Origin of the sequence: Pseudomonas sp. NFX15, assembly GCF_049132105.1 — a bacterium.
In the GTDB taxonomy this organism is placed as follows: Bacteria; Pseudomonadota; Gammaproteobacteria; order Pseudomonadales; family Pseudomonadaceae; genus Aquipseudomonas.
In genome coordinates, this window is record NZ_JAFMPV010000025.1 from 58,050 (window position 1) to 78,365 (window position 20,316).

21 protein-coding genes and 2 pseudogenes are annotated in these 20,316 nt (G+C 58.9%); 8 read left to right on the forward strand and 15 right to left on the reverse strand.

Going from position 1 to position 20,316, the window contains the following annotated elements:
* Positions 1 to 11: 11 nt before the first annotated feature.
* From J1D76_RS22255 to J1D76_RS22290, 8 genes and pseudogenes are all read right to left on the reverse strand, one after another.
* On the reverse strand, positions 12 to 3,647 hold the full coding sequence (locus J1D76_RS22255) for a transporter substrate-binding domain-containing protein (protein WP_421140492.1): 3,636 nt from the start codon (positions 3,645 to 3,647) through the stop codon (positions 12 to 14).
* 8 nt (positions 3,648 to 3,655) lie between these two features.
* Positions 3,656 to 4,282, reverse strand: coding sequence for a response regulator (locus J1D76_RS22260; protein ID WP_421140493.1), 627 nt, complete (start codon positions 4,280 to 4,282; stop codon positions 3,656 to 3,658).
* A 184-nt stretch (positions 4,283 to 4,466) separates the two neighbouring features.
* On the reverse strand, positions 4,467 to 4,913 hold the full coding sequence (locus J1D76_RS22265) for a response regulator (protein WP_421140494.1): 447 nt from the start codon (positions 4,911 to 4,913) through the stop codon (positions 4,467 to 4,469).
* A gap of 180 nt (positions 4,914 to 5,093) precedes the next feature.
* Positions 5,094 to 6,422 carry a deoxyguanosinetriphosphate triphosphohydrolase gene (locus tag J1D76_RS22270; protein WP_421140495.1) on the reverse strand — a complete coding sequence of 443 codons (1,329 nt, stop codon included), beginning with the start codon at positions 6,420 to 6,422 and terminating at the stop codon, positions 5,094 to 5,096.
* Between the two features lie 68 nt (positions 6,423 to 6,490).
* Positions 6,491 to 7,419: pseudogene (locus J1D76_RS22275) on the reverse strand (EAL domain-containing protein).
* Between the two features lie 119 nt (positions 7,420 to 7,538).
* Positions 7,539 to 7,883 (reverse strand): hypothetical protein, encoded by a 345-nt coding sequence (locus J1D76_RS22280; RefSeq protein WP_421140496.1) that lies wholly within the window; start codon positions 7,881 to 7,883, stop codon positions 7,539 to 7,541.
* Positions 7,880 to 8,269, reverse strand: a complete 390-nt coding sequence (locus J1D76_RS22285; RefSeq protein ID WP_421140497.1) for a phage holin family protein — start codon at positions 8,267 to 8,269, stop codon at positions 7,880 to 7,882. The genes J1D76_RS22280 and J1D76_RS22285 overlap by 4 nt, the downstream gene beginning before the upstream one ends.
* A gap of 1 nt (position 8,270) precedes the next feature.
* Positions 8,271 to 8,585: a DUF883 family protein gene (locus tag J1D76_RS22290; RefSeq protein WP_421140498.1), complete on the reverse strand. Its 315-nt coding sequence runs from the start codon at positions 8,583 to 8,585 to the stop codon at positions 8,271 to 8,273.
* 316 nt (positions 8,586 to 8,901) lie between these two features.
* On the opposite strand from J1D76_RS22290, the gene J1D76_RS22295 reads away from it, so the two are divergent.
* The 4 genes from J1D76_RS22295 (at position 8,902) to J1D76_RS22310 (ending at position 11,887) form a co-directional block, all read left to right on the forward strand.
* Positions 8,902 to 10,110 (forward strand): ammonium transporter, encoded by a 1,209-nt coding sequence (locus J1D76_RS22295; RefSeq protein ID WP_421140499.1) that lies wholly within the window; start codon positions 8,902 to 8,904, stop codon positions 10,108 to 10,110.
* A gap of 89 nt (positions 10,111 to 10,199) precedes the next feature.
* Positions 10,200 to 10,436 (forward strand): glutaredoxin family protein, encoded by a 237-nt coding sequence (locus J1D76_RS22300; RefSeq protein ID WP_421140500.1) that lies wholly within the window; start codon positions 10,200 to 10,202, stop codon positions 10,434 to 10,436.
* Positions 10,437 to 10,608: 172 nt separating this feature from the next.
* Entirely contained in the window at positions 10,609 to 10,926 is a 318-nt protein-coding gene (locus tag J1D76_RS22305; RefSeq protein ID WP_421140501.1) for a transcriptional regulator, read from the forward strand.
* Between the two features lie 70 nt (positions 10,927 to 10,996).
* Entirely contained in the window at positions 10,997 to 11,887 is an 891-nt protein-coding gene (locus tag J1D76_RS22310; protein WP_421140502.1) for a pseudouridine synthase, read from the forward strand.
* 84 nt (positions 11,888 to 11,971) lie between these two features.
* On the opposite strand, the gene J1D76_RS22315 is transcribed toward J1D76_RS22310, so the two are convergent.
* On the reverse strand, positions 11,972 to 12,193 hold the full coding sequence (locus tag J1D76_RS22315) for a YgdI/YgdR family lipoprotein (protein ID WP_007994800.1): 222 nt from the start codon (positions 12,191 to 12,193) through the stop codon (positions 11,972 to 11,974).
* 76 nt (positions 12,194 to 12,269) lie between these two features.
* Complete coding sequence (mobA, locus tag J1D76_RS22320) at positions 12,270 to 12,872, reverse strand: molybdenum cofactor guanylyltransferase MobA (RefSeq protein WP_421140503.1); 603 nt, start codon at positions 12,870 to 12,872, stop codon at positions 12,270 to 12,272.
* Between the two features lie 81 nt (positions 12,873 to 12,953).
* Here mobA and moaB point away from each other — a divergent pair, with 81 nt between their 5' ends.
* Positions 12,954 to 13,493 (forward strand): molybdenum cofactor biosynthesis protein B, encoded by a 540-nt coding sequence (moaB, locus tag J1D76_RS22325; RefSeq protein ID WP_421140504.1) that lies wholly within the window; start codon positions 12,954 to 12,956, stop codon positions 13,491 to 13,493.
* Positions 13,477 to 14,703: a gephyrin-like molybdotransferase Glp gene (gene glp / locus J1D76_RS22330; protein WP_421140505.1), complete on the forward strand. Its 1,227-nt coding sequence runs from the start codon at positions 13,477 to 13,479 to the stop codon at positions 14,701 to 14,703. The genes moaB and glp overlap by 17 nt, the downstream gene beginning before the upstream one ends.
* Before the next feature lie 62 nt (positions 14,704 to 14,765).
* Here glp and J1D76_RS22335 read toward each other — a convergent pair whose 3' ends face one another.
* The gene (locus J1D76_RS22335) at positions 14,766 to 15,077 is read right to left on the reverse strand and encodes a hypothetical protein (protein ID WP_421140506.1); all 312 of its coding nucleotides are present in this window, start codon (positions 15,075 to 15,077) and stop codon (positions 14,766 to 14,768) included.
* 221 nt (positions 15,078 to 15,298) lie between these two features.
* Between J1D76_RS22335 and yegS the strand changes: the two genes are divergently transcribed.
* Complete coding sequence (gene yegS / locus J1D76_RS22340; protein ID WP_421140507.1) at positions 15,299 to 16,216, forward strand: lipid kinase YegS; 918 nt, start codon at positions 15,299 to 15,301, stop codon at positions 16,214 to 16,216.
* On the opposite strand, the gene J1D76_RS22345 is transcribed toward yegS, so the two are convergent.
* From J1D76_RS22345 to J1D76_RS22355, 3 genes are all read right to left on the reverse strand, one after another.
* Complete coding sequence (locus J1D76_RS22345; RefSeq protein ID WP_421140508.1) at positions 16,200 to 16,859, reverse strand: response regulator; 660 nt, start codon at positions 16,857 to 16,859, stop codon at positions 16,200 to 16,202. The genes yegS and J1D76_RS22345 overlap by 17 nt on opposite strands.
* The gene (locus tag J1D76_RS22350; protein ID WP_421140513.1) at positions 16,856 to 17,749 is read right to left on the reverse strand and encodes a sensor histidine kinase; all 894 of its coding nucleotides are present in this window, start codon (positions 17,747 to 17,749) and stop codon (positions 16,856 to 16,858) included. Before J1D76_RS22350 ends, J1D76_RS22345 begins: the two co-directional genes overlap by 4 nt.
* Before the next feature lie 483 nt (positions 17,750 to 18,232).
* Positions 18,233 to 18,700 carry a hypothetical protein gene (locus tag J1D76_RS22355; protein WP_421140509.1) on the reverse strand — a complete coding sequence of 156 codons (468 nt, stop codon included), beginning with the start codon at positions 18,698 to 18,700 and terminating at the stop codon, positions 18,233 to 18,235.
* A 463-nt stretch (positions 18,701 to 19,163) separates the two neighbouring features.
* On the opposite strand from J1D76_RS22355, the gene J1D76_RS22360 reads away from it, so the two are divergent.
* Entirely contained in the window at positions 19,164 to 20,099 is a 936-nt protein-coding gene (locus J1D76_RS22360) for a chemotaxis protein CheV (protein ID WP_421140510.1), read from the forward strand.
* A 36-nt stretch (positions 20,100 to 20,135) separates the two neighbouring features.
* Here J1D76_RS22360 and J1D76_RS22365 read toward each other — a convergent pair.
* Positions 20,136 to 20,316, reverse strand: a pseudogene (locus J1D76_RS22365) (IS110 family transposase); the annotation flags it as partial.

Genomic DNA, 20,316 nt, shown 5'->3' on the forward strand with positions numbered 1-20,316 from the left:
TCCAAGCATAGTTAAGGCTCTGTCATTTTGCTTTCGTCCGATGGCTCAATTTGCCGGAGCAATGCGTGCTCCAGTTCAAGCATGGCGCGCTGCATGGATCGGCAGCATTCAGCCACTTTTTCGCTATCGACATCGCCGTGACAGGCTACTTCAAGTGCTTCGCAGCGCTCGATCAAGCGAGTGGCCTGCACGATCCGCGCGGCACCCTTGATTTTGTGGGCAATGTCCTGCAACGCCGGAGTGTCCCCGGCGCGAGAGAGTGACAACAGTGTTTGCAGGTCCTGGCGGTTGCTGTTGAGCAACTCGGTGAGCAATCGCTGGTTCAACACCGGGTTGCCCCCGGTCAGTTGTTTCAATCCATGAATACTGAACGGCGGGACAGCGTGGACAGGATCGATGCCGGTTAGCCATTGGCTCAAATCGCCGAGGCTCAGGGGTTTGAACAGGCAGTCATCCATTCCGGCCAGTTTGCAGCGTTGAATCTCTTCCGGTTGCGCGTTGGCAGTAAAGCCGAGCAGGGTGCAGGGCCCTTGCGGGTGTTGTCGTTCATACCGGCGAATGGCACGAGCCAGCTCATAGCCATTCATGACCGGCATGTTGCAGTCGGCGATCACCAGATCAAACGGTTGCGCCTGCCAGGCCTCGAATCCTTCCTGGCCATCGGCTGCAACGCTGAAGCGATGGCCAAGAAACTCCAGTTGCTGGCAGGTGAGCAAGCGATTGGCCGAGTGATCGTCGACCACCAGCACATTCAGCGGGGTCGTGGCGATGACGATCTGCGTTTCGGCAATTCGGGCTGACGGTTGCAGCGGTAACGTTTCCAGATGCAGCAGTACCTCCACCTGCGTGCCCACCCCCGGCTCGCTATGAAGTTGCAGGCTGCCGCCCATCATTTCGCACAGGTTACGGCTGATCACCAGGCCTAATCCGGCGCCGCCCCTGGCCGATTGCTGGGCGGCCTGGGCAAACGGTTCGAACAGGCGCAGTTGATCCTGTTGGCTGATCCCGATACCACTGTCGTGAACCTGTACCCGCATTTGCACGCGCTCAGGTGGCGTTGCCGCTTGCAACTCGACGATCACCCGTACCCGGCCTCGTTCGCTGAACTTGATCGCATTGCTGACCAGGTTGGACAGCACTTGCTTGAAGCGCAAAGGGTCCAGCAAGACATCGAAGGTCGGGTCGGCCGGTGAAAACTCCAGCAGCAGTTCAAGTTCTTTCTGTCGCGCCAGCCCATCGAAAATCCGCACCACCGAGGCCACCAGTTCACCGGGATTGACGCGTTCCGGACTCAGGCTCAGGCGTCCGGATTCGATTCGGGCGATGTCGAGGATGTCGCCGATCAGCTCCAGCAGACCCTGCGCCGAGTTGTACGCCACATCGATGGCCGGGCGCTCTGGGTGCTGCTGATCGAGGCGCTTGAGGGTCAGTTCGAGCATGCCGATGATGGCGTTCATCGGCGTACGGATCTCATGGCTCATGGTCGCCAGGAACGTGCTTTTGGCGCGGTTGGCTTTATCGGCGTGCTCTTTCGCGCATCGCAAGTCATCGAGCAGTTGCCGCCGTTCGCTGATGTCGATCCAGCCGCCGATAATGCCTTGCACGGTGGCACTGGAATCGCGATAAGGCAGGATCCAGTGATAGATCGTCAGTCGCCGGTCACCGATATGCAGCTCGCGGTCGACGATCAACGGGCGCCCCTCAGCCACCACGCGCTGGTAGTCGGCCTGGTACTCGCGGGCTTCGAATACATTGCTCATCGACCCCTGCATCACGCTTTTGCCAATGACGTCTTCACGCCTGGCGCTGAACGCCTGCAGGTAACTGTCATTGCAACTTTGCAGCAGCCCCTGGCGATCACGCACATAGATCGGGTGCGGTGTGCCGTTGACCAACGAGCGCATGAACTCGAATTGATCGTTCAGCGCCCGCTCGGCCGCCTTGCGTTGCTTGATCTGGCGTCGCATGTAGTCATTCCACGCAATGGACATCAGCAACAGCAGGCCTGCACCGATGACGATCTGGTAGAACAGCCTTTGGTAGTTGCGCCAGGTGCTTTGTGACGACGCCGAATAGCCACGCCAGCGGCTGTTGATGATGCCCAGTTCTTCCGGCGAGATGCTCAGTAACGCCTTGTCGAGAATGGCGTTGAGTTCCTTGGCACCTCGTGCCGTGGCCAGGGAAAAAGCCGCTTGCTCGGTGCCGATGGTAGTGCTGATTTGCATCGTGTGTTCGAACAGTCGCGAGGAAATGAAGTAGTTGGCGATGACCAATGAGTTTACGGCGCCCTCGGCCTGGCCTTCGGCGAGCAGTTCGACGGCGCTGAAGGTGTCTGCGGTTTCGATCAGCCTGATCCGCGGAAATGTTTTGCGCAAGTAATCCAGCAGTGGGTTGCCGCGGGCGATGGCCAGGCGCTTGTCCTGCAATTGTTCGAGGTTGGTCGGGCTGTCGGCAGCCTTGCGGGTCAACAGGACGTAGGAGTTTTCCAGAAAGGGCCGGGTAAAGTTCAATCGAACCTGACGCTGGGCGCTGGGTAGCAGGGCGGCGACTACATCGGCCTTGTTGTCGTTGACCTGTTCGATCATCTCGTCATCGCTTCGGCTGCGGCGGATGTCGAAGCGCAGGCCGGTGCGCAGTCTTATCAGCTCAAGCAGATCGGCCGTCACTCCGCGAAAGTTGCCATTGCTGTCGAAAAACGTCAGGGGCGCAAACGCCTCATTGACCACCACACGCACGATCGGGTGCTGGGTCAGCCAGCGTTCTTCGCGGTCAGTCAGTTGCAGTTTTTGATCGGTCAGCAAAATGTCGCTGCCGGCGCTCCAGCGCTTGGCGATGTTTTCCCGTTCACTGGAAGGAATGGCCAGGATCATCGCGTTGATGATGCCGAGCAGTTCGGGGGTATTCCTGTTCACCGCAAAACTGAAGCCATGGGCTTCATGCTTGCCGAAATTGGCCATGCGGATGTTGTTCAAATAGCCCTTGTTGATCATGTAGTGCGTTGAAATGGTGTCACCGAGAAACACGTCCGCCTGATCGAAGGCTACGGCGTTGATTGCGTTCTGGTAAGAGGGGTAGGAAGTAATGATGGCCTTCGGGTACAACGCTTTGACTTCGGGCAGCGGCAGATAGTGATAGACCATGCTCAGGCGCAACCCGGCCAGGCCCTCGGTGAGGGAACGGGTTTCCCCTTCGCGGGTCACCAGCACGGGTTGGTCGACGGCATAGGGGATGGACAAGGCGATTTCAGGATTACCAGCCTCGAACCCATTGGCCGTGCCGAGCAAATCGACTTCACCGTTTTCCAGGGCGGCGATCGCGGCCCCGCGACTTTCGTAGCGCTGAACCGTGACGGGCAAGCCGGTTGTTTTTCCGAGAAGGCCGGCGTAATCGGCGGTAAAACCTTCATAGTCATGGCCGCTGGTGGTCAGGTCGAACGGCGGGTAGTCCGGCGCCGACGTACCGAGGGTCAGGTGATGCTTTTGTTGTATCCATTGCCGTTGCGATTCATCCAGTCGAACCTCCAGCGCCCCGGCCTTCGAACGGCTCAGCAGCGTGTAGTGTTCGCGGTCCGCTGCTGCGAACAACGTGGTGCTCACGCATAGACCTGCGGTCACTTTAATCAGGTAGGCCATCAAACGACTGGGCATCGAGATTCTCACACCAGTGCGTTACGTTTTGCCATCTCGATAAGTTCAACAAGGGACTTGGCCTTGAGTTTTTGCATGAGGCGTTTTTTGTAGGTGCTCACAGTTTTATTGCTCAGGAACATGCCCTTGGCAATCTCCTTGTTCGTGCGACCTTGGGCAAACAGTTGCAATACCATCAACTCTCTATCGTTGACGGTTTTGAACAGTTCCAGTTCGATACAGCGTGTTTCATCTCCGTGGACGGGGTTCAAGGCCTCACTGGGGAAATAGTTGTAACCCGAAAAGACCGCTTTTATGGAACTCACCAGCTCGCTGATGTCCTCTTGTTTACAGACATAGCCCGATGCACCCGATTGCATGCAGCGAATACCGAAGAGTGTCGGACACTGTGCTGTCAGTACCAGGGTCTTGGGCGGGTTGCTCATGGCATTGAATCGAGACAGCACTTCCAGGCCGTCCAGCTTGGGGATGCTGATGTCGAGAATGACCAGGTCCGGCATGCATTCGCGGACCATTTGCATGGCGTCGACCCCATTGTCCGTTTCGCCGACGACTTTGTAACCTTCATGCTCCAGCAACATTCGAACGGCAAGGCGGATAACAGGGTGATCGTCGACAATAAAAACGGAGTTCATAATCAAGTCCCATGCGAGCTCACAATAAAGCGCGCACCTTAGCTCAGATACTTGAGGGGGCGCATGAACTGACCGGGCTGTAGCGGCAATATAGGAGAAGTCCTACAGATTAAGAAGAATGGGACTACGGGGTAACTGGGTTTCATATTAGGAAGCTCGAAGAAATACCGTCTTCAGAGGCGGTTTAAAACGGCGGTCTCTGTAAGTTTTTCGCTGTGTATTTTTCGACTCCATTGTCTTGTAGTGATGAAGTAATCAATAAGTTTATAAATTCAGATTGTTTCAACGGCTTGATCAAGTAACCCAACAAGGGCAGGCCATGTTCGGCGGCCACTTTTTCAAGCACATCCAGTTCAATGGTGGTCAGGCTGCTCAAAAGAATCGCCTGCCTGATCAGCCCTCGCTGGCTGGCGAACCTGACCAGGTCAAGTCCTGACAGGTCAGGCAGGCATTGGTCGCATAAAAGCACATCGAACGGTTGTACAGCGCCGAGCATCTGCTGCATGGCGCCCTTGGCGCTGTCGGTGGTCGTCAAGCGGCTGAAGCCATAACTTTCCAGCAGGCATTGCGTGGCCATCAGCTGGAAAGGGTGGTCTTCCACCACGAGGATGCGTAGATCGTTTTCGGCCATGGGCACACTTCGTCTGTCGAACAGAAAGAAGGGCGATTGTTTCGCGAGCGTGACGGGCAAGCGATCAGTTCAACTCGCCATGTGCTGTAGGGCGATTCGACGAGGCTTGAGTGTTGTTGGAGGTTGAAGGGTTGATCAGCCATAACGTGCAGCGTAATGGCTGATCAATCGACACATACCTCAATGTCGGGCGCGGCCGGTCATCTCCAGGGCCATGTCACTGGCATAGCTGTCGGTCATGCCGGCGATAAAGTCGATCATGCGCAAAAACGAAGTGTGCAACGGGCCGTGGGGATCCGGTGCACTGTTGCCCAGCAGGTCAAGGACGCGGCGACTCTTGAACGAGGGGGTACGGCCATTGTGTTGTTCCAGCGCTGCCCCGCAAAAGGCGTTGAGCAGGATTTCCAGCGTGGTATAGGCGCCGATCTCGTGCAGGGTCTTGCGCTTGTCCTGGAAGATTTTCTTACGCGCCATGTCCTTGGCATTCAGCACGCAACGCTTGGCGGGACCGTGCATGTGTTCCACCAGATCGCCGGGTAATGTGCCGGCGAGCAGCGCATCCTGCTGCTCGACGAACGCACGGGCGGCGGCATTGGTCAGGTGTTCGATGGCTTTGCCGCGCAGGATCGCCAGTTTGCGTCGACGCGAATCGTCGGGACCGAGCTGGCGGTAAGTTTCCGGCAAGTCATCGCCCACCAGATCCAACAGCAGGGACTCGACTTCGGCGTACTCCAGCAACTCCATTTCCAGGCCGTCTTCCAGATCGATCAGCGCGTAGCAAATGTCGTCGGCGGCCTCCATCAGGTACACCAGCGGATGCCGGGCCCAGCGCTGCTCTTCCAGCTGTGGCAGGCCGAGTTTTTGGGCGATCTGTTCCAATAGGGGCAGCTCGCACTGATAGCAACCGAACTTGTGTTTCTTGTAGCCCAGCGAGTCGGCGTGCCTGGCTGTCCACGGATACTTAAGGTAGGTGCCAAGCGTGGCGTAGGTCAGTCGGGTACCGCCGTCGAACTGGTGATACTCAAGCTGGGTAAGCACCCGGAAGCCCTGGGCATTGCCTTCGAAGTTCAGGAAGTCATTGCGCTCGGCTTCACTCATTGCATCCAGCCAGCCACGACCCGCAGCCTGCTGGAACCAGTGACGGATCGCGTCTTCGCCGGAATGGCCGAAAGGCGGGTTGCCGATGTCATGGGCCAGGCAGGCCGATTGCACCACCATTCCCAGGTCGCTGGGTTCGCACCAGTCGGGCAGGGCGCCGCGGATGGTTTCGCCGACGCGCATGCCCAGCGAACGGCCAACGCAACTGACTTCCAGCGAGTGGGTCAGGCGCGTATGAATGTGATCGTTGCTGGATACCGGATGGACCTGTGTCTTGCGCCCGAGGCGACGGAAAGCCCCCGAGAAGATGATCCGGTCATGGTCTTTGTGAAAAGGGCTGCGGCCGAGTTCTTCAGGGCTGTGCAGAGGTTTTCCGAGGCGTTCGCGGGTGAGCAGGGTTTGCCAATCCAAGGCGAGGTCTCTCCGTCAGGTGACTGAAGGCCTAGCTTCCCGTTTCGCGTCGGCACCTGCAAGCGGAACTACAACCCGGCAGCGTCGATGTCGATGAGCAGCAGGCGTTCACCGTTGTCGAAAAACTGCCCGGCGGTCAGGCAATATTGGTTGCTGGTGCCGTCGCGATAGATGCTCGAAAGCGTGAGGCGGCGCTCCTCCCAGCCCTCCGCCAGCAAGTGATAAAAGTACGGGCGCCAGGACCAGTTGTGGCCCAGGTAACGATTGTCAGCCTCCCAGCGGTTGTTGCGCCATTCAAGGTTCGGGGTCAGTTGCGTGCCGTGCAAAACAGAAAGCCCTGGACGTAGCGTGAACCGCATTCCAGCGCAAAATTCAGCTGAGCTTCGGTTTCCACGCCTTCGGCAATGATCCAGCAGCCGGTTTTTTCCGCCATTTGTGCCAGGGCCTTGACCACGTCACTGCTGGGCCCTCCCAGGGCCGCGGCCTGGAACAGGCGCATATCGAGTTTGAGAATGTCCGGTTGCAGGGCCAGCACGCGATCGAGCTGAGAATACCCGGCGCCAAAATCGTCGATGGCGATTCTCGCGCCGGCTTGGCGATAGCGCGCCACCACCTGCGCCAGGCGCTGGATATCGCCGCCCAGTTCAGTGACCTCGAATACGATGCGCTGCGGGTCGATCCCGTGCCGGCTCAATTGCTGGAGGCTCGGCAGTGGCTGTTCCGGGCGCAAACGGCTGATCCATCGCGGGGATATGTTCAGGCTCAGAAACCACTCGGGCGGCGCTTCGTGCAGGCGGCTCAAGGCATTGTCGCGTACCTGCCGGTCAAGTCGGCGAAGGGCGGCCGCGGGGGTCCGCGGGTCGGCAAACAGAGGTCCTACCGAGGCCATTTGTCCATCGGCCTGAAGCAGGCGACCCAGCGCCTCGACGCCGGCGATGCGGCCGGTGGCGGTATCGATGAACGGCTGGAAACAGGCGAGCGGTTGCCCGTCGATCACGGGGTCTCCTTAGTAGATTCTTGTTTTTGGTGTTGACCGGGTAGGCGAACAGGATTGCGCCCCTCGATAGAGGGGCGCATCCGGTCGATACTGCAAGAATGTGGCCAGCAAGCCAATGATCAGTCTTTGCGCGATGTGCTTTGCGCAAACAGTTTTATCAGCGGCACCAGCGTGGTGCCAAGGCGGGCCAGCCGGGTCAGCGTACCGAGGCCTCCTCCGCTTTTTGCACCCTTGCCGGTCAGGAAACCGAGCAAGGTGACGGCGGCCACGCCCCAGAGCGGCGCGTGTTTGATGCCGAAGCCGTCCTGCAGGTTTTGCGTCATGCCGCGCACGCGCTTCAAGGGTTGCAGCAGTTGCGCGGATTCGTGGCGGATTTCCTGGCGATGCATTTCCATGCGCAGGCGGATCAGCGCCTTGCGCATTTCTGCGCGCGAGCTGTTGCGTGGCAGTTCAGGCAAGCTCATGGCAAGAGGCGCTCCCGATCATTGGCCAGCTCTTCCAGCGTGCCATGGAAGGGCGAGGACTCATCGAAAATCGCCGCTCTCAAGCGCATGCCACAGAAGGCGGCGGCGAGGGTGTAGAACACGCAGAGGCCGATGATGGCGGCCAGGCGATAGGTGTCCCAGAACACGATCAGCACCAGGGTCGACAGCCCCACCAACAACAGCAGGGCAAACACCAGGGCCAGGCCGGCGAACAGCAACAGGCTGACGGTGCGGGCTTTCTGTTCCTGCAATTCGATGCCGAACAATTCGACATGGCTGTGCAGCAACCCGAGGAAAGCAGCACCCAGGCGCCGCGATGAGGAGCTGGTTCCCGTCACGGACGGGTCGGATTCACCGATCGACATATCAGCGCCGGCTGGCCAGCAGGCCGATCAGGAAACCCACGCCAGCGGCGATCCCGACCGATTGCCACGGGTTGGCCTGGACATAGTCTTCAGTGGCAGTGACCGCAGCCTGCCCGCGTTCGCGCAGGGAGTCTTCGGTCAATTTGAGGGTTTCACGGGCTCGCAACAGGCTGTCGTGAATCTGCTCGCGTAACTCGTCCGCCTGGTCACCGGCCAGGGCCGCGGTGTGCTCCAGCAACCGTTCGGTATCACTGACCAGTGTTTGAAAGTCGTTCATCAGGATTTCTTGAGCAGTCTTTGCCTGGATGCGGGCCATGGGGAATCTCCATAAGTGGCTTTCTGATGTGTTCGAGTATGAGCCTTCGGCGAAGGTTCAGTACAAATGACTGGTACAACTTTTGCTGTGTCGTGGTGCGCCGGTACGCGCAGTCGCGCTATTGCCGGGCATGATCTCCATAAAACCAATCAAAAAAACTCGCGCAAACGTCTGGAGCGCATTTTGCCCGGACGGCGCTCGTGCGCCAAAGCGGTTCGGTGCTATCAGGCTACTGATGAATCGACGATGCAACTTGGTGCATGAGCAGATGATCGCGAACTGCTTTGGTGCTTTTTTCATAAGGTCTGCCAACTCCATGGAAAACCTGCAAAGCGCTGTGGACACCCTGGTCCATAGCTCCAACACGCTGTTCATTCTGATCGGTGCGGTCATGGTTCTGGCCATGCACGCCGGTTTCGCCTTTCTGGAAGTCGGGACGGTACGACAAAAAAACCAGGTCAATGCGCTGTCGAAGATCCTCAGCGACTTCGCCGTTTCGACTCTGGCCTACTTCTTTATAGGCTATTGGATCTCCTATGGCGTGACGTTCATGCAACCGGCGGCAGTACTCAATGCCGATCATGGCTATGGGCTGGTAAAGTTTTTCTTTCTGCTGACCTTTGCCGCGGCGATCCCGGCGATCATTTCCGGGGGGATTGCCGAGCGTGCGCGGTTTGTCCCGCAACTGTGCGCCACGGCATTGATTGTCGCGTTCATCTACCCGTTCTTCGAAGGCATGGTCTGGAATGGCAACCTGGGCTTACAGGCCTGGTTGCAGGCGCACTTTGGCGCCGGGTTCCACGATTTTGCAGGCTCGGTGGTGGTGCATGCCATGGGCGGTTGGCTGGCACTGGCGGCGGTGTTGTTACTCGGGCCGCGCAACGGCCGTTATCGCGACGGTCGGCTGGTCGCGTTCGCACCCTCGAGCATCCCGTTTTTGGCGTTGGGCTCGTGGATCCTGATCGTCGGCTGGTTCGGCTTCAACGTCATGAGCGCACAAACCCTGCAAGGTGTCAGCGGCCTGGTGGCAGTGAACTCGTTGATGGCCATGGTCGGCGGCACGGCAGCGGCGTTGATTGTCGGGCGCAATGACCCGGGCTTTCTGCATAACGGCCCGTTGGCAGGGCTGGTGGCGATCTGCGCCGGTTCCGACCTGATGCACCCGGTGGGGGCTCTGGTCACCGGCGCTGTCGCGGGGGCACTGTTTGTCTGGTGCTTTACCGCCGCTCAAGTCAAATGGCGCATCGACGATGTGTTGGGTGTCTGGCCGTTGCATGGCCTGTGCGGCGTTTGGGGTGGCGTTGCCTGCGGCATCTTCGGCCAGAGCGCCTTGGGTGGGCTGGGCGGGGTCAGCCTGATCAGCCAGTTGATCGGTACCGCCCTGGGCGTGACCGTGGCCCTGGCCGGCGGGTTTGCAGTGTATGGCGTGATCAAGGCGCTGCACGGCTTGCGCCTGAGCCAGGAGCAGGAGTATTACGGCGCCGACCTGTCGATCCACAAGATCGGCGCGGTGAGCCAGGACTGATTCAGCTTTTTCCTCCCCCGCAAATCCATGGCTCGACGGTTTTTCGGGGCAGGCCTAGAATGATCGCTTCAATTTCTGGTGGAGCGCTCATGCTTCCTGAATGTCAGTTATTCGGCACCCTGGGCTGCCATCTCTGTGAGGTGGCCGAAGCCATGTTGATGGAGTTCGTCGAGCGAGGCCTGTTGGTGGAACTGGTGGATATCGCTGACGATGAAACCTGGTTTGCCGCCTATAGCCTGCGTATTCCGGTGCTACGACGGGTCGATACCGGCGCTGAACTGGGCTGGCCGTTCGGTGCCGATGAAGTGGTGGCGTTCCTCAGTTGAACGGTTTTGGCGTGGGTGGCATGTCCCGCCTGTCGAACTTTGCGATTGATCCCCTTGGCTAATTCGCTGTTGATCGGATACTGTATGCGTATACAGTTATTCGTGGTGGCTGGCTTCACATTCCCGGTTTTCGGGAACTGTCAGGCGAGCCTCGGCGTGAGAGGGATGAATCGTGGTCAATGTCGAACAATTGAAGAGCAGTGTGAACCGGATGTCCCCGGACGTCGTGCGCGAGGCCGTCCTCGAGTTGCGCCTGGACGGCCTGGTGACCGAGGGGAAAACGCCTTTCAACAAAACCCATTTCAATACCTGTTTCGCAGAAATCGAAGCCTTGTTTCAACGTGCCGGTTATCACCGGCAACTCGATGTCGTCGGTTATCAGGGATTGTTGTACGCCCTTTATGACCCCACTCGCTGGGAGGCAGTCGATGTGCTGCGCTGGCTCAAGGATTACACCGAAGCGGCGGCGCGCGCGTCGATCTCGGCGTGAGGAATCTCTTCTAGGTTCATGCCCTTTGCTGTTGGATAATGCCGCCCTGCACTGAGGGTTAAGCTTTCGTATGTCCACTTCATCTTTTTGCGCGGCACACAGCCAAGCCAGCACGCTCTACTTGCCACCCGGCTCGTGGCAGACCGTCCTCGATTGCCTGTGCGAGCACTTCAGCGCCATCGGTCGCGAACAATGGCTGGACCGTATCGCCCGTGGCCGGGTTCTCGACGGCCAGGGCATGCCAATCAGCCTTGACCTGGCCTACAAGGAAGGTTTGCGGATTCATTATTTTCGCGAAGTGCCGGATGAGAAGCCGATCCCCGTGATCGAGTCGATCCTGTATGCCGACGAGCACCTGGTGGTGGCCGACAAACCCCACTTCTTGCCGGTGACGCCTGCGGGGGAATACGTCGAGCAGACGCTGCTGAGACGATTGATCCGGCGCCTGGACAACCCGCATCTGGTTCCGCTGCATCGCATCGACCGGCATACCGCGGGGCTGGTGCTGTTTTCCGCCAACCCGCAGAGCCGTTCGGCTTATCAGTCGTTGTTTCCAACCCGGCAGATCGAAAAACGCTACGAGGCCATCGCCGCCGCGTTGCCTGATCTTGCGTTCCCGCTGATTCACAAAAGCCGGCTGGTCGACGGCGAGCCGTTCTTCCGCATGCAGGAAGGGCCGGGTACCAGCAATACCGAAACCGCGATCGAAGTCAGGGAGAAACACGGCGAGCTGTGGCGTTATGGCCTGTACCCGGTGACCGGCAAGAAACATCAACTGCGGGTGCACATGGCCGCGTTGGGCGCCGGCATCTGCAATGACCCGTTTTACCCCGAAGTGCTCAAGGATGCGCAGGACGACTACGCTAAGCCCTTGAAGCTGCTGGCGCAGGGGTTGAAATTCATCGACCCGGTCACGGGCCAGGCGCGAGTGTTCGAGAGCGAGATCACCTTGCAATGGTGATCCGGCATTTGCCCCGGAGCGCTGTGTTCCAGGCATGAAAAAGCCCGCATCCAGCGGGCTTTTTGCTATCCGGCGATGCCAGGATTACAACTCCTTGACGGTACGAACCTGATCCTTGTTGATGCGGGTCTGTTTGCCATCGAGCTGTTCGAATTCGTAGAAGCCGGAATCCTTGTCGAATTGTGGCGTGTCGACGGCCTGGATTTCGCGACCGTCATTCAAGGTGATCACTGTAGGCGAAGCGCAACCGGCGAGGGTGGCGAGGCCGAGTGCGAGCATGAAAGTGGCGAGGGTCCGTTGAGTCATGAGTGTGTCTCCGAATTAGAATTCTTTGGTTACTGAGTGTGAGACGTGCACCGTCCGTGCAAGTTCCTGACTAATCTCAGCCTGGTTGTGGTGGATGACCGTTTAACAGTTCCGGGGTGTTGAGATTGGCCAGTCTCGGATCTTGGTCGCGGCATCGCAGCGCTGTCGCACCGAGCTTGCGCATCACCCGTCCAGGGCTGCGTTCCCCTTCGTGCCAGGCACTTTCGAACACGGCCCTGTGTGCGACCGGAATCACACACAACAACGGCTCCCAATGATCGTCGTGCCACACCATCAATGGCTTGTCCGGCTGCAGGTTGGCGGCGTTGCGCATGTCGTCGATCAACTGCGCGTCAATGCCTGGTACGTCACAGGGCAAGACCAGCATGTGAGCATGGCGAGCTGCTTTCAGGCCGGCACGAATACCCGCCAGCGGACCGGGGAAGCCGCTCTCGTCATCGTGCACCAATTGGTCGGCGTAGGGCGCGTACTTTTCAAGGTTGCGATTGCAGGAGATGATCAGGTCATCGGTCAGCGGGCGGCTCATGCGATGCAAGTGTGCAATCAACGGCTCGCCGCGCCATTGCAGCAAGCCTTTATCCTGCCCACCCATACGTTGGCCGCGCCCGCCCGCCAGGAGCAGGATGGAGCAGGGTGGCAAGGGGGTGTTCGGGTTCATGGCAAGTCTCCATGGGGGCGGCGAAAAAACCGAGCGCTGTGATATAACACCGGGCTGTTTCTCCTACAACTGGACGAGCCTATGAAAGCCAAGGCTGATGTACCTTTCGCACCGCTGAACATTGCCGTGCTGACTGTCAGCGATACCCGCACCCTGGAAACCGACACCTCCGGCCAGGTCTTCGTCGACCGCTTGACCGCCGCCGGCCATTACCTGGCTGCGCGGGTGTTGCTCAAAGATGACCTCTACAAAATTCGCGCGCAAGTTGCCAACTGGATTGCCGACGATGTCGTGCAGGTTGTGCTGATCACCGGCGGCACGGGCTTTACCGGGCGTGACAGCACCCCGGAAGCCGTCAGTTGCCTGCTGGACAAGCAGGTCGATGGATTCGGTGAACTGTTCCGCCAGATCTCGGTAGCCGATATCGGCACCTCGACCGTACAGTCCCGCGCACTGGCTGGTTTGGCCAATGGCACGCTGGTTTGCTGCTTGCCAGGGTCGACCAATGCCGTGCGTACGGGATGGGACGGCATACTGGCTGAGCAACTGGATTCGCGCCATCGCCCGTGCAATTTCGTACCCCATTTGAAACAGGCAGAGCCTTGTGAATCCCGTGGGTAAGCCGGGCAAGACCGGCAGCCTGATGCCTGTCGAGCAGGCGTTGGCCCGATTGCTGGAAATGGCTGAAACCTCAAGGATTGTCGAGCGTGAACGCTTGCCGTTGGCGCAGATCGAGGGACGTGTCCTGGCACAAGACCTGGTCTCGACGCTTGACCTGCCGCCGTGGCCCAACAGCGCCATGGACGGTTATGCCTTGCGCGTCGCTGACTGGACGGGCGAGCCGTTGGCGGTCAGTCAGAAAGTCTTCGCTGGCCAGGCGCCTGAACCACTGCAGCCAGGCACCTGTGCGCGCATTTTCACCGGGGCACCTGTTCCCGCCGGGGCTGATTGCGTCGAGATGCAGGAAAACGCCGAGGTTCAGGCGAATGAGCGAATACGCTTCACCGAAAGCATGACCCCAGGCCAGAACATCCGCCCGCAAGGCCAGGAAACCATCGTCGGCGAACTGATTCTGCCGGCGGGTACCCGACTGGGCCCCATCGAGCAAGGGTTGGCCGCCTCGTTAGGCTGCGCTGAGCTGGAGGTGGTTCGTAAAGTGCGCGTGGCGGTGTTGTCCACTGGCGACGAATTGATCGAGCCGGGGCAGCCACTGGGGCCGGGGCAGATCTACAACAGCAACCGGGTGTTGTTGTGCAGCTGGTTGCAGCGTTTGGGCTGCGAGGTCGTCGACGCAGGAATTCTTCCCGACAATCTGGAAACCACCCGTGCCCGATTGGGCGAGTTGAAAGATGTCGACCTGGTCCTCTCGACCGGTGGCGTATCGGTAGGCGAGGCCGATTTCCTGGGCATCGCCTTGCGTGAGGAAGGCGAACTGACGTTGTGGAAACTGGCCATCAAACCGGGCAAACCGCTGACATTCGGACATTTTCGCGGGGTGCCGGTGATTGGCTTGCCAGGCAATCCGGCGTCGACCCTCGTGACGTTCGCATTGTTGACCCGGCCTTATCTCCTGCGCCGCCAGGGTGTGGCCGACGTTGATCCGCTAAAGGTGCAGGTGCAGGCAGGGTTCGACTGGCCAGTGCCAGGCAATCGGCGTGAGTATTTGCGTGGCCGGCTGGAAAACGGCAAGGCAACGATCTACAAAAACCAGAGTTCAGGGGTGCTGCGCAGCGCTGCCTGGGCTGATGGGCTGGTCGAAGTACTGGAAGATTGCACGCTGGTCCAGGGCGACAGTGTTTTCTTCATTCCATTGAGTGAAGTGTTGGGCTGAACTTTCAGTGGCTGTGTCACACAAAACCCGGTCGATTGACCGGGTTTTGTGTGCAGGGCAACTCAATGCGCCAGCAGCAGTGAAATAACCTGTTCGAACCGGCTATTGGCGATCCAGCCCAGCAGCCCAAGAACCACCGCTGTGCCGCCGGCGGAATAGGCCAGCCTGTGCTTGATGGATTTGACGTCACCGCGAACTTCTTCCATGTCCCGGCGGATGTACTTGAGGTGTGTTTCCAGCTCGGTAACGCGAGGTTCCATATTGACTACTCCCGTGGCTTTTTGGCGATCGCTGGATTCAGCCCGAGGGTCCGCACGAGAAACTGTGAGCGGCAAGACCGAAAGGGCCGGTGATCCGAGGTTTTGGCTTTGCATGGCACGTCCTTGTGATGTCTTGCTGATGACTGAAAATCGTAGCCCACGGTCCCCCAATTCAGATTCCCGGTCAATTGAGCCGATTCCTCACGTTTTGTAAGAAAAGTCCTGACTTGCAGGGCGCAAGACCTTCTTCTGTAAAAAAATTGTTTTCTGGCGACTTTTGGCAGGGGCTGGGCGGTCAACATCTTCCAGAGGTCATTCAAACCGGGAGTGAGGTAATGAGCGAACGCAAGGCGCTATTGATCCTGCATGGCAAACAGGCGCTCAACGAGGCGGTCCGCACCGCCGTCGAACAACGACGTAAGCAAGGTTGGGAGCTGGCGGTTCGATTGACTTGGGAAGCCGGGGATGCGCAGCGGCTGGTGGGCGAAGCGTTGGCGGCCGGCTATCGGCAGATCATTGCCGGAGGTGGCGATGGCACCCTGCGCGATATCGCCGAGGCCATGGCGGAACTCGCTACAAAGGCCAGCCTGGTGCTGATGCCACTGGGCACCGCCAATGATTTCGCGCGTGCCGCGGGTGTGTCCCTGGAGCCCGAGCAGGCGCTGGCTTTGCTGGACAGCGTGCCGACGGCGATTGATCTGGGGGAGGTGGGCGGGCAGGTATTCCTGAACATGGCCACGGGCGGATTTGGCAGTCATGTAACGGCGAACACCTCGGAAGACCTGAAGAAAATCCTGGGTGGGGCCGCTTATCTGTTCACCGGCCTGTCACGCTTCAACGAATTGCACACCGCCTATGGCGACTTGCACGGGCCGGATTTTCACTGGAGCGGCGATCTGCTGGCGCTGGGCATCGGCAATGGCCGGCAAGCCGGGGGTGGGCGAGCACTGTGCCCGCAGGCGCTGGTCGATGACGGCTTGCTGGATATCAGCATCCTGCCGGCACCGCAGGAGGTGGTCGGGACCTTGAAAAACCTGCTGACCGAAGGCTTCGGCATCGACAGCCTGTTCGTCCGGGCGCGCCTGCCGTGGGTCGAGATCAAGGTCTCCGAGGGGCTTTACATCAACCTTGACGGGGAACCGCTGCAAGGTGACAACCTGCGGTTTTCGGTGCGACCCGCGGCGTTGTTCGTGCACTTGCCGGCAGATTCGCCGCTGTTACGCGCCAATGAGCCGTCTAGTCATCAAGGCTGATGATTTGCTCACGCACGGCAAACAGCACAAGGCCGGCCACATCGTAGATCTGCAGGCGTTTCATGATCTGCGAACGGTGGGTTTCGACAGTCTTGACGCTTAACCCCAGGCCGTTGGCGATCTCGCGCGTGGACTTACCACGCACGATCAACCGCAGGATCTCCAGCTGGCGTGCCGTCAGGTTGTGCGAGTCGGCAGCTTCGGGCTGGTGCTTCTGGTTTCGGTTGAGTGCCTGGTTAATCACCGTGTGCGCAATGGCCGGGCTCAGATAGCGCTCGTTGTTACGCAGGGCCTCCAGCGCATGTTCGAGTTCGGTTGCCGTGGTGTCCTTGAGTAGGTAGCCATGGGCACCGGACTCCAGCGCTTGCATGATCAGGGCCGGGTCGGTGTGCATCGACAGGATCAGCACCTTGCTCTGCGGGCGCACTCGCTTGAGCTCCTGCAAGGCTTCGAGGCCGCCGGTCTGGCGCATCGAAATATCCAGCAGGACGATATCGGGGGACAGGTGCCCGACCATTTCGAGCAGTTGCGAGCCGTCATTGGCCTCACCGATGACGGCGTAGCCGGGCAGGTCCATTACCAGGGCTCGCACGCCAGCCCTGATCAGCGAGTGGTCATCCACCAGTAGTAAATTACAAGTCAATGCATAACCTTATTCGAACTGGCCCGTTCGAGCGCACGGGGCGCCCAAGGAAAAAGAGCTTCGATGTGTGTACCTTTGCCCGGCTCGCTGGTCACGGTCAGGGTGCCGCCCAGTTGATCGATCCGTTCGGACATCCCGGCCATACCGCGTTGCCCTTCGCGCCCAGGGTCGGTCGCGGGCGCGAAACCCAGGCCGTCATCGCGAATCTGCAACATCAGGCCTTGTGGCAGACGCTGCAGGCTCACCAGCAGGTTTTTCGCCTGGGCATGTCGCAGGATGTTGGTCACCGCTTCCTGGGTGATCCGGAACGCTGCCACGGCCATTTCCTCGGGTATGCCGGTCAGGCGTTGCTGGCATTCCAGGCTCCAGTGCACCGGAGTGTTGGCCAGGGTCTTGAGCAGGTGCCCGCGCAGACTGGCTTCGAGCCCAAGGCTGGTCAACTGCCTCGGGTTGAGAATGGCGGATACGTCACGAACTTTGGCCAGGGTTTCTTCCAGCGTGTCGCACAGAACCGAACATTGCCCCTGGAGCTCTTCGGGCATCCGGCGCTTGAGCCAGTCACTTTGCAGCTTGGCGGCCGTCAGCAATTGACCGATGTCGTCATGCAGTTCACGGCTGAGGCGATGGCGCTCGTTTTCCTGGACCTGTAGCAAGCGGTCGGCCAGTTCTTGTGGCTGGAACTTGATCGACTTGCGCGAAAGGCGATATTGCACGGCAACACTGGTCAGGGCCGCGATGTTAAGCACTAGCAAAGCGGGGGGCAGCGGCATGGCTAAAGCAAAGGCCAGCACATTGCCGACGGTCGAGCAGACGCACAGCAACAAGGTGAATGTGCGTGCATTTTCTCGGGAGGGTGGCCACGTGGCGATTGACTTGAGGCTGGCGTACATAGCGGATGGAGCCAATGGGTGTTCGCTGCGGGCAGACCGTTCAGGCTGGCTGACAGGTCGGTGTTTTTTTATAGGATGCTTCGACTTCAACGGGGTGTACTTTTGGTTGGAGAAACCCGCCAAAACTTGGCTGAGCTATCACACTGCCACTTATTGGCGTCAATTAAACAAGCGGCATAGTAGCACCTTAGTTTCCAGTGGTCGCGTTTGCATGGATGTCCGCGAAGTCAGGAAATTCGGTATCTGGACGATGGTTCCATAACGGAAAAAGTGGAGTTGTTTTGCCCCGCCAAGGCAATGGCATATATCGGTGCGGACATCAGGCAATACCTTACGCACCGTGGGCGAAACGATTTCCGATAGACATTCACGTTTATTTGGATATGTCGTTTATAGCTATGAAATATTCATTAGCGACATGCGCGCACTCAATTGTCAGCGCGCTATTGATAACCTGATGCCAGTTGGCGTAGTTGGGTAAGTTCAGGCCCGTTCCGAGTAGGCTACGAGCGTAAACGGCTTGGAGTTGACCGGGATCTGAAACCGGCTTTGCCCAACCTGGAAGGCAAAGGCTTCGATCAGGGTGGCCTGTTCGCTGTCGTCGAGGCTAAGTTGCCCGGTGGTCTGGTCGATGAGCTCAAGTTGCCAGGCGATCAGCGTGAGGCAGTCTTTCAGGGCATTCAGTGCCTCGTCATGCAGGCTCATCGTGTTCTGCGCATGATTGAGCAGGCCGTGGATGTGCAGGGAAAATTCCGACACGGCCGCCAATGCCAGGGCGTCCGCCTTGTTGGCCAGCTTGAGTAGCGTGCTGAGCATGCAGTCGATGGCGTCCTTGTCATTGCTGATCAACTGCAGATGACTCAGGCATTCCTCGGTCTTGGCCAGGAGCGTTTCGGCCTCGATGAGAAACTCCGGGAGGCGCTGGGCCCACTCTTTACGATCGTTCGGCATACTTATCTCCACAACGTCATGTGAAATGAGGGGATAGCGTGTGTGTCGACGAGGGCGGTCGGGACCCCGGCATGACCGAGTCGTCGGGGGAACGAGCGTCGGCTGGCCCGGAGGCAGGCTGGGGAGCACGAGAGGGTGGTTAACCACTTACTGGCGATCGCACACAAAAGCCTGACTCCATTCATGCAATGAGAATGGCGTCACATTAATGGCTATTGGATATTGCGAATATCAGGTTGCACCTGATTGTTGATAGGGGAATCCCTTACGCAAGGGAACCTTTCACGTGAACGGTGGTCGCGTGGCACAGAAGGGCAGCCGATTTAATGACTGCGCCAGTAAAGCATGATGCTAATGTGACATCAATGCTTTCGCGTGGCATTTTAGCGAGGGTCAAGCTTCGGCAAAAACAGCCGATAACCTTCCTTAAGTGAATTCATCCGAACAAGACCAGGAGTCATTGATGGCCGGCATTCTCGACACGGTAGACCAGCGCACGCAATTGGTGGGTGAGAATCGCCTGGAAATTCTCATGTTCCGCCTCGCCGGACGGCAGTTGTTCGCGATCAACGTCTTCAAGGTGCAGGAAGTCTTGCAACTGCCGAAGTTGACGCTGATGCCCCAGCGCCATCCTTTTGTCTGTGGCGTGGTCAACCTGCGTGGCCAGACGCTGCCGGTGATCGACCTGTCCCAGGCCATCGGGATGCGCCCGCTGGTGCCGGGCCCTGGCAGTACGATTATCGTCACCGAGTACAACCGCTCGGTGCAGGCCTTCCTGGTCGGCGGCGTGGACCGCATCGTCAATATGAACTGGGAAGCCATCCTGCCACCGCCGAGCAGCGCCGGTCGCCAGCACTACCTGACGGCCATCAGCAAGGTCGATGATCAACTGGTGGAAATCATCGACGTCGAGAAGGTCCTGGCCGAGATCGTCCCGTATAGCGCCAAGGTTTCCCGCGAAAAACTCGAGGATCCGCTGCTCGAACGCGCCCGTGGTCGCGAAGTGCTGTTGGTGGATGACTCGAACGTGGCCCTGGCGCAGTTGCGCGATACCCTGGGGCAGTTGGGCGTGAAGATGCACATCGCCAGCGACGGCTTGAAGGCCTTGAACATGCTCAAGGCCTGGGCCGACAGCGGCGTGGACATGACCGAGAAACTGCTGATGGTCTTCACCGATGCAGAAATGCCGGAAATGGACGGCTATCGCCTGACCACCGAGATCCGCAATGACCCCCGCCTGCGCGGCTTGTACGTGGTGCTGCACACGTCATTGTCGGGCAGCTTCAACGACTCGATGGTGAAAAAAGTCGGTTGCGACAATTTCCTCTCCAAGTTCCAGCCGGACAAGCTGGTCGACGTGGTGCGCCAGCGCCTGATGCTCGACGAAGTCCCGGCCTGACCGGTTCACGCCAAGCTGTAGATACTCTGTTCACGGTCAAGCTTTCGCGAGATGTTTTTCGCTGAAAAGCTTGGCCGTATCAAATTCTTTTCCAGAACGCATGCACGCCCATAACCCGGTCAGGTATTTGCGCATCACCGCTCCGATGGCTTGCATTTTCTTCTTGCCGCGAGCTACCAGAGCCTCGTAAAAGGCCTTCACATTCTCATCACAGCGG

Bases quoted from the DNA above. Each gene is read 5' to 3' on its own strand.
- J1D76_RS22255 (WP_421140492.1), bottom strand. From the start codon at position 3,647: ATGCCCAGTCGTTTGATGGCCTACCTGATTAAAGTGACCGCAGGTCTA.
- J1D76_RS22260 (WP_421140493.1), bottom strand. From the start codon at position 4,282: ATGAACTCCGTTTTTATTGTCGACGATCACCCTGTTATCCGCCTTGCC.
- J1D76_RS22265 (WP_421140494.1), bottom strand. From the start codon at position 4,913: ATGGCCGAAAACGATCTACGCATCCTCGTGGTGGAAGACCACCCTTTC.
- J1D76_RS22280 (WP_421140496.1), bottom strand. From the start codon at position 7,883: ATGAGCTTGCCTGAACTGCCACGCAACAGCTCGCGCGCAGAAATGCGC.
- J1D76_RS22285 (WP_421140497.1), bottom strand. From the start codon at position 8,269: ATGTCGATCGGTGAATCCGACCCGTCCGTGACGGGAACCAGCTCCTCA.
- J1D76_RS22290 (WP_421140498.1), bottom strand. From the start codon at position 8,585: ATGGCCCGCATCCAGGCAAAGACTGCTCAAGAAATCCTGATGAACGAC.
- J1D76_RS22295 (WP_421140499.1), top strand. From the start codon at position 8,902: ATGGAAAACCTGCAAAGCGCTGTGGACACCCTGGTCCATAGCTCCAAC.
- J1D76_RS22300 (WP_421140500.1), top strand. From the start codon at position 10,200: ATGCTTCCTGAATGTCAGTTATTCGGCACCCTGGGCTGCCATCTCTGT.
- J1D76_RS22310 (WP_421140502.1), top strand. From the start codon at position 10,997: ATGTCCACTTCATCTTTTTGCGCGGCACACAGCCAAGCCAGCACGCTC.
- J1D76_RS22315 (WP_007994800.1), bottom strand. From the start codon at position 12,193: ATGACTCAACGGACCCTCGCCACTTTCATGCTCGCACTCGGCCTCGCC.
- mobA (WP_421140503.1), bottom strand. From the start codon at position 12,872: ATGAACCCGAACACCCCCTTGCCACCCTGCTCCATCCTGCTCCTGGCG.
- moaB (WP_421140504.1), top strand. From the start codon at position 12,954: ATGAAAGCCAAGGCTGATGTACCTTTCGCACCGCTGAACATTGCCGTG.
- J1D76_RS22335 (WP_421140506.1), bottom strand. From the start codon at position 15,077: ATGCAAAGCCAAAACCTCGGATCACCGGCCCTTTCGGTCTTGCCGCTC.
- yegS (WP_421140507.1), top strand. From the start codon at position 15,299: ATGAGCGAACGCAAGGCGCTATTGATCCTGCATGGCAAACAGGCGCTC.
- J1D76_RS22350 (WP_421140513.1), bottom strand. From the start codon at position 17,749: ATGTACGCCAGCCTCAAGTCAATCGCCACGTGGCCACCCTCCCGAGAA.
- J1D76_RS22355 (WP_421140509.1), bottom strand. From the start codon at position 18,700: ATGCCGAACGATCGTAAAGAGTGGGCCCAGCGCCTCCCGGAGTTTCTC.
- J1D76_RS22360 (WP_421140510.1), top strand. From the start codon at position 19,164: ATGGCCGGCATTCTCGACACGGTAGACCAGCGCACGCAATTGGTGGGT.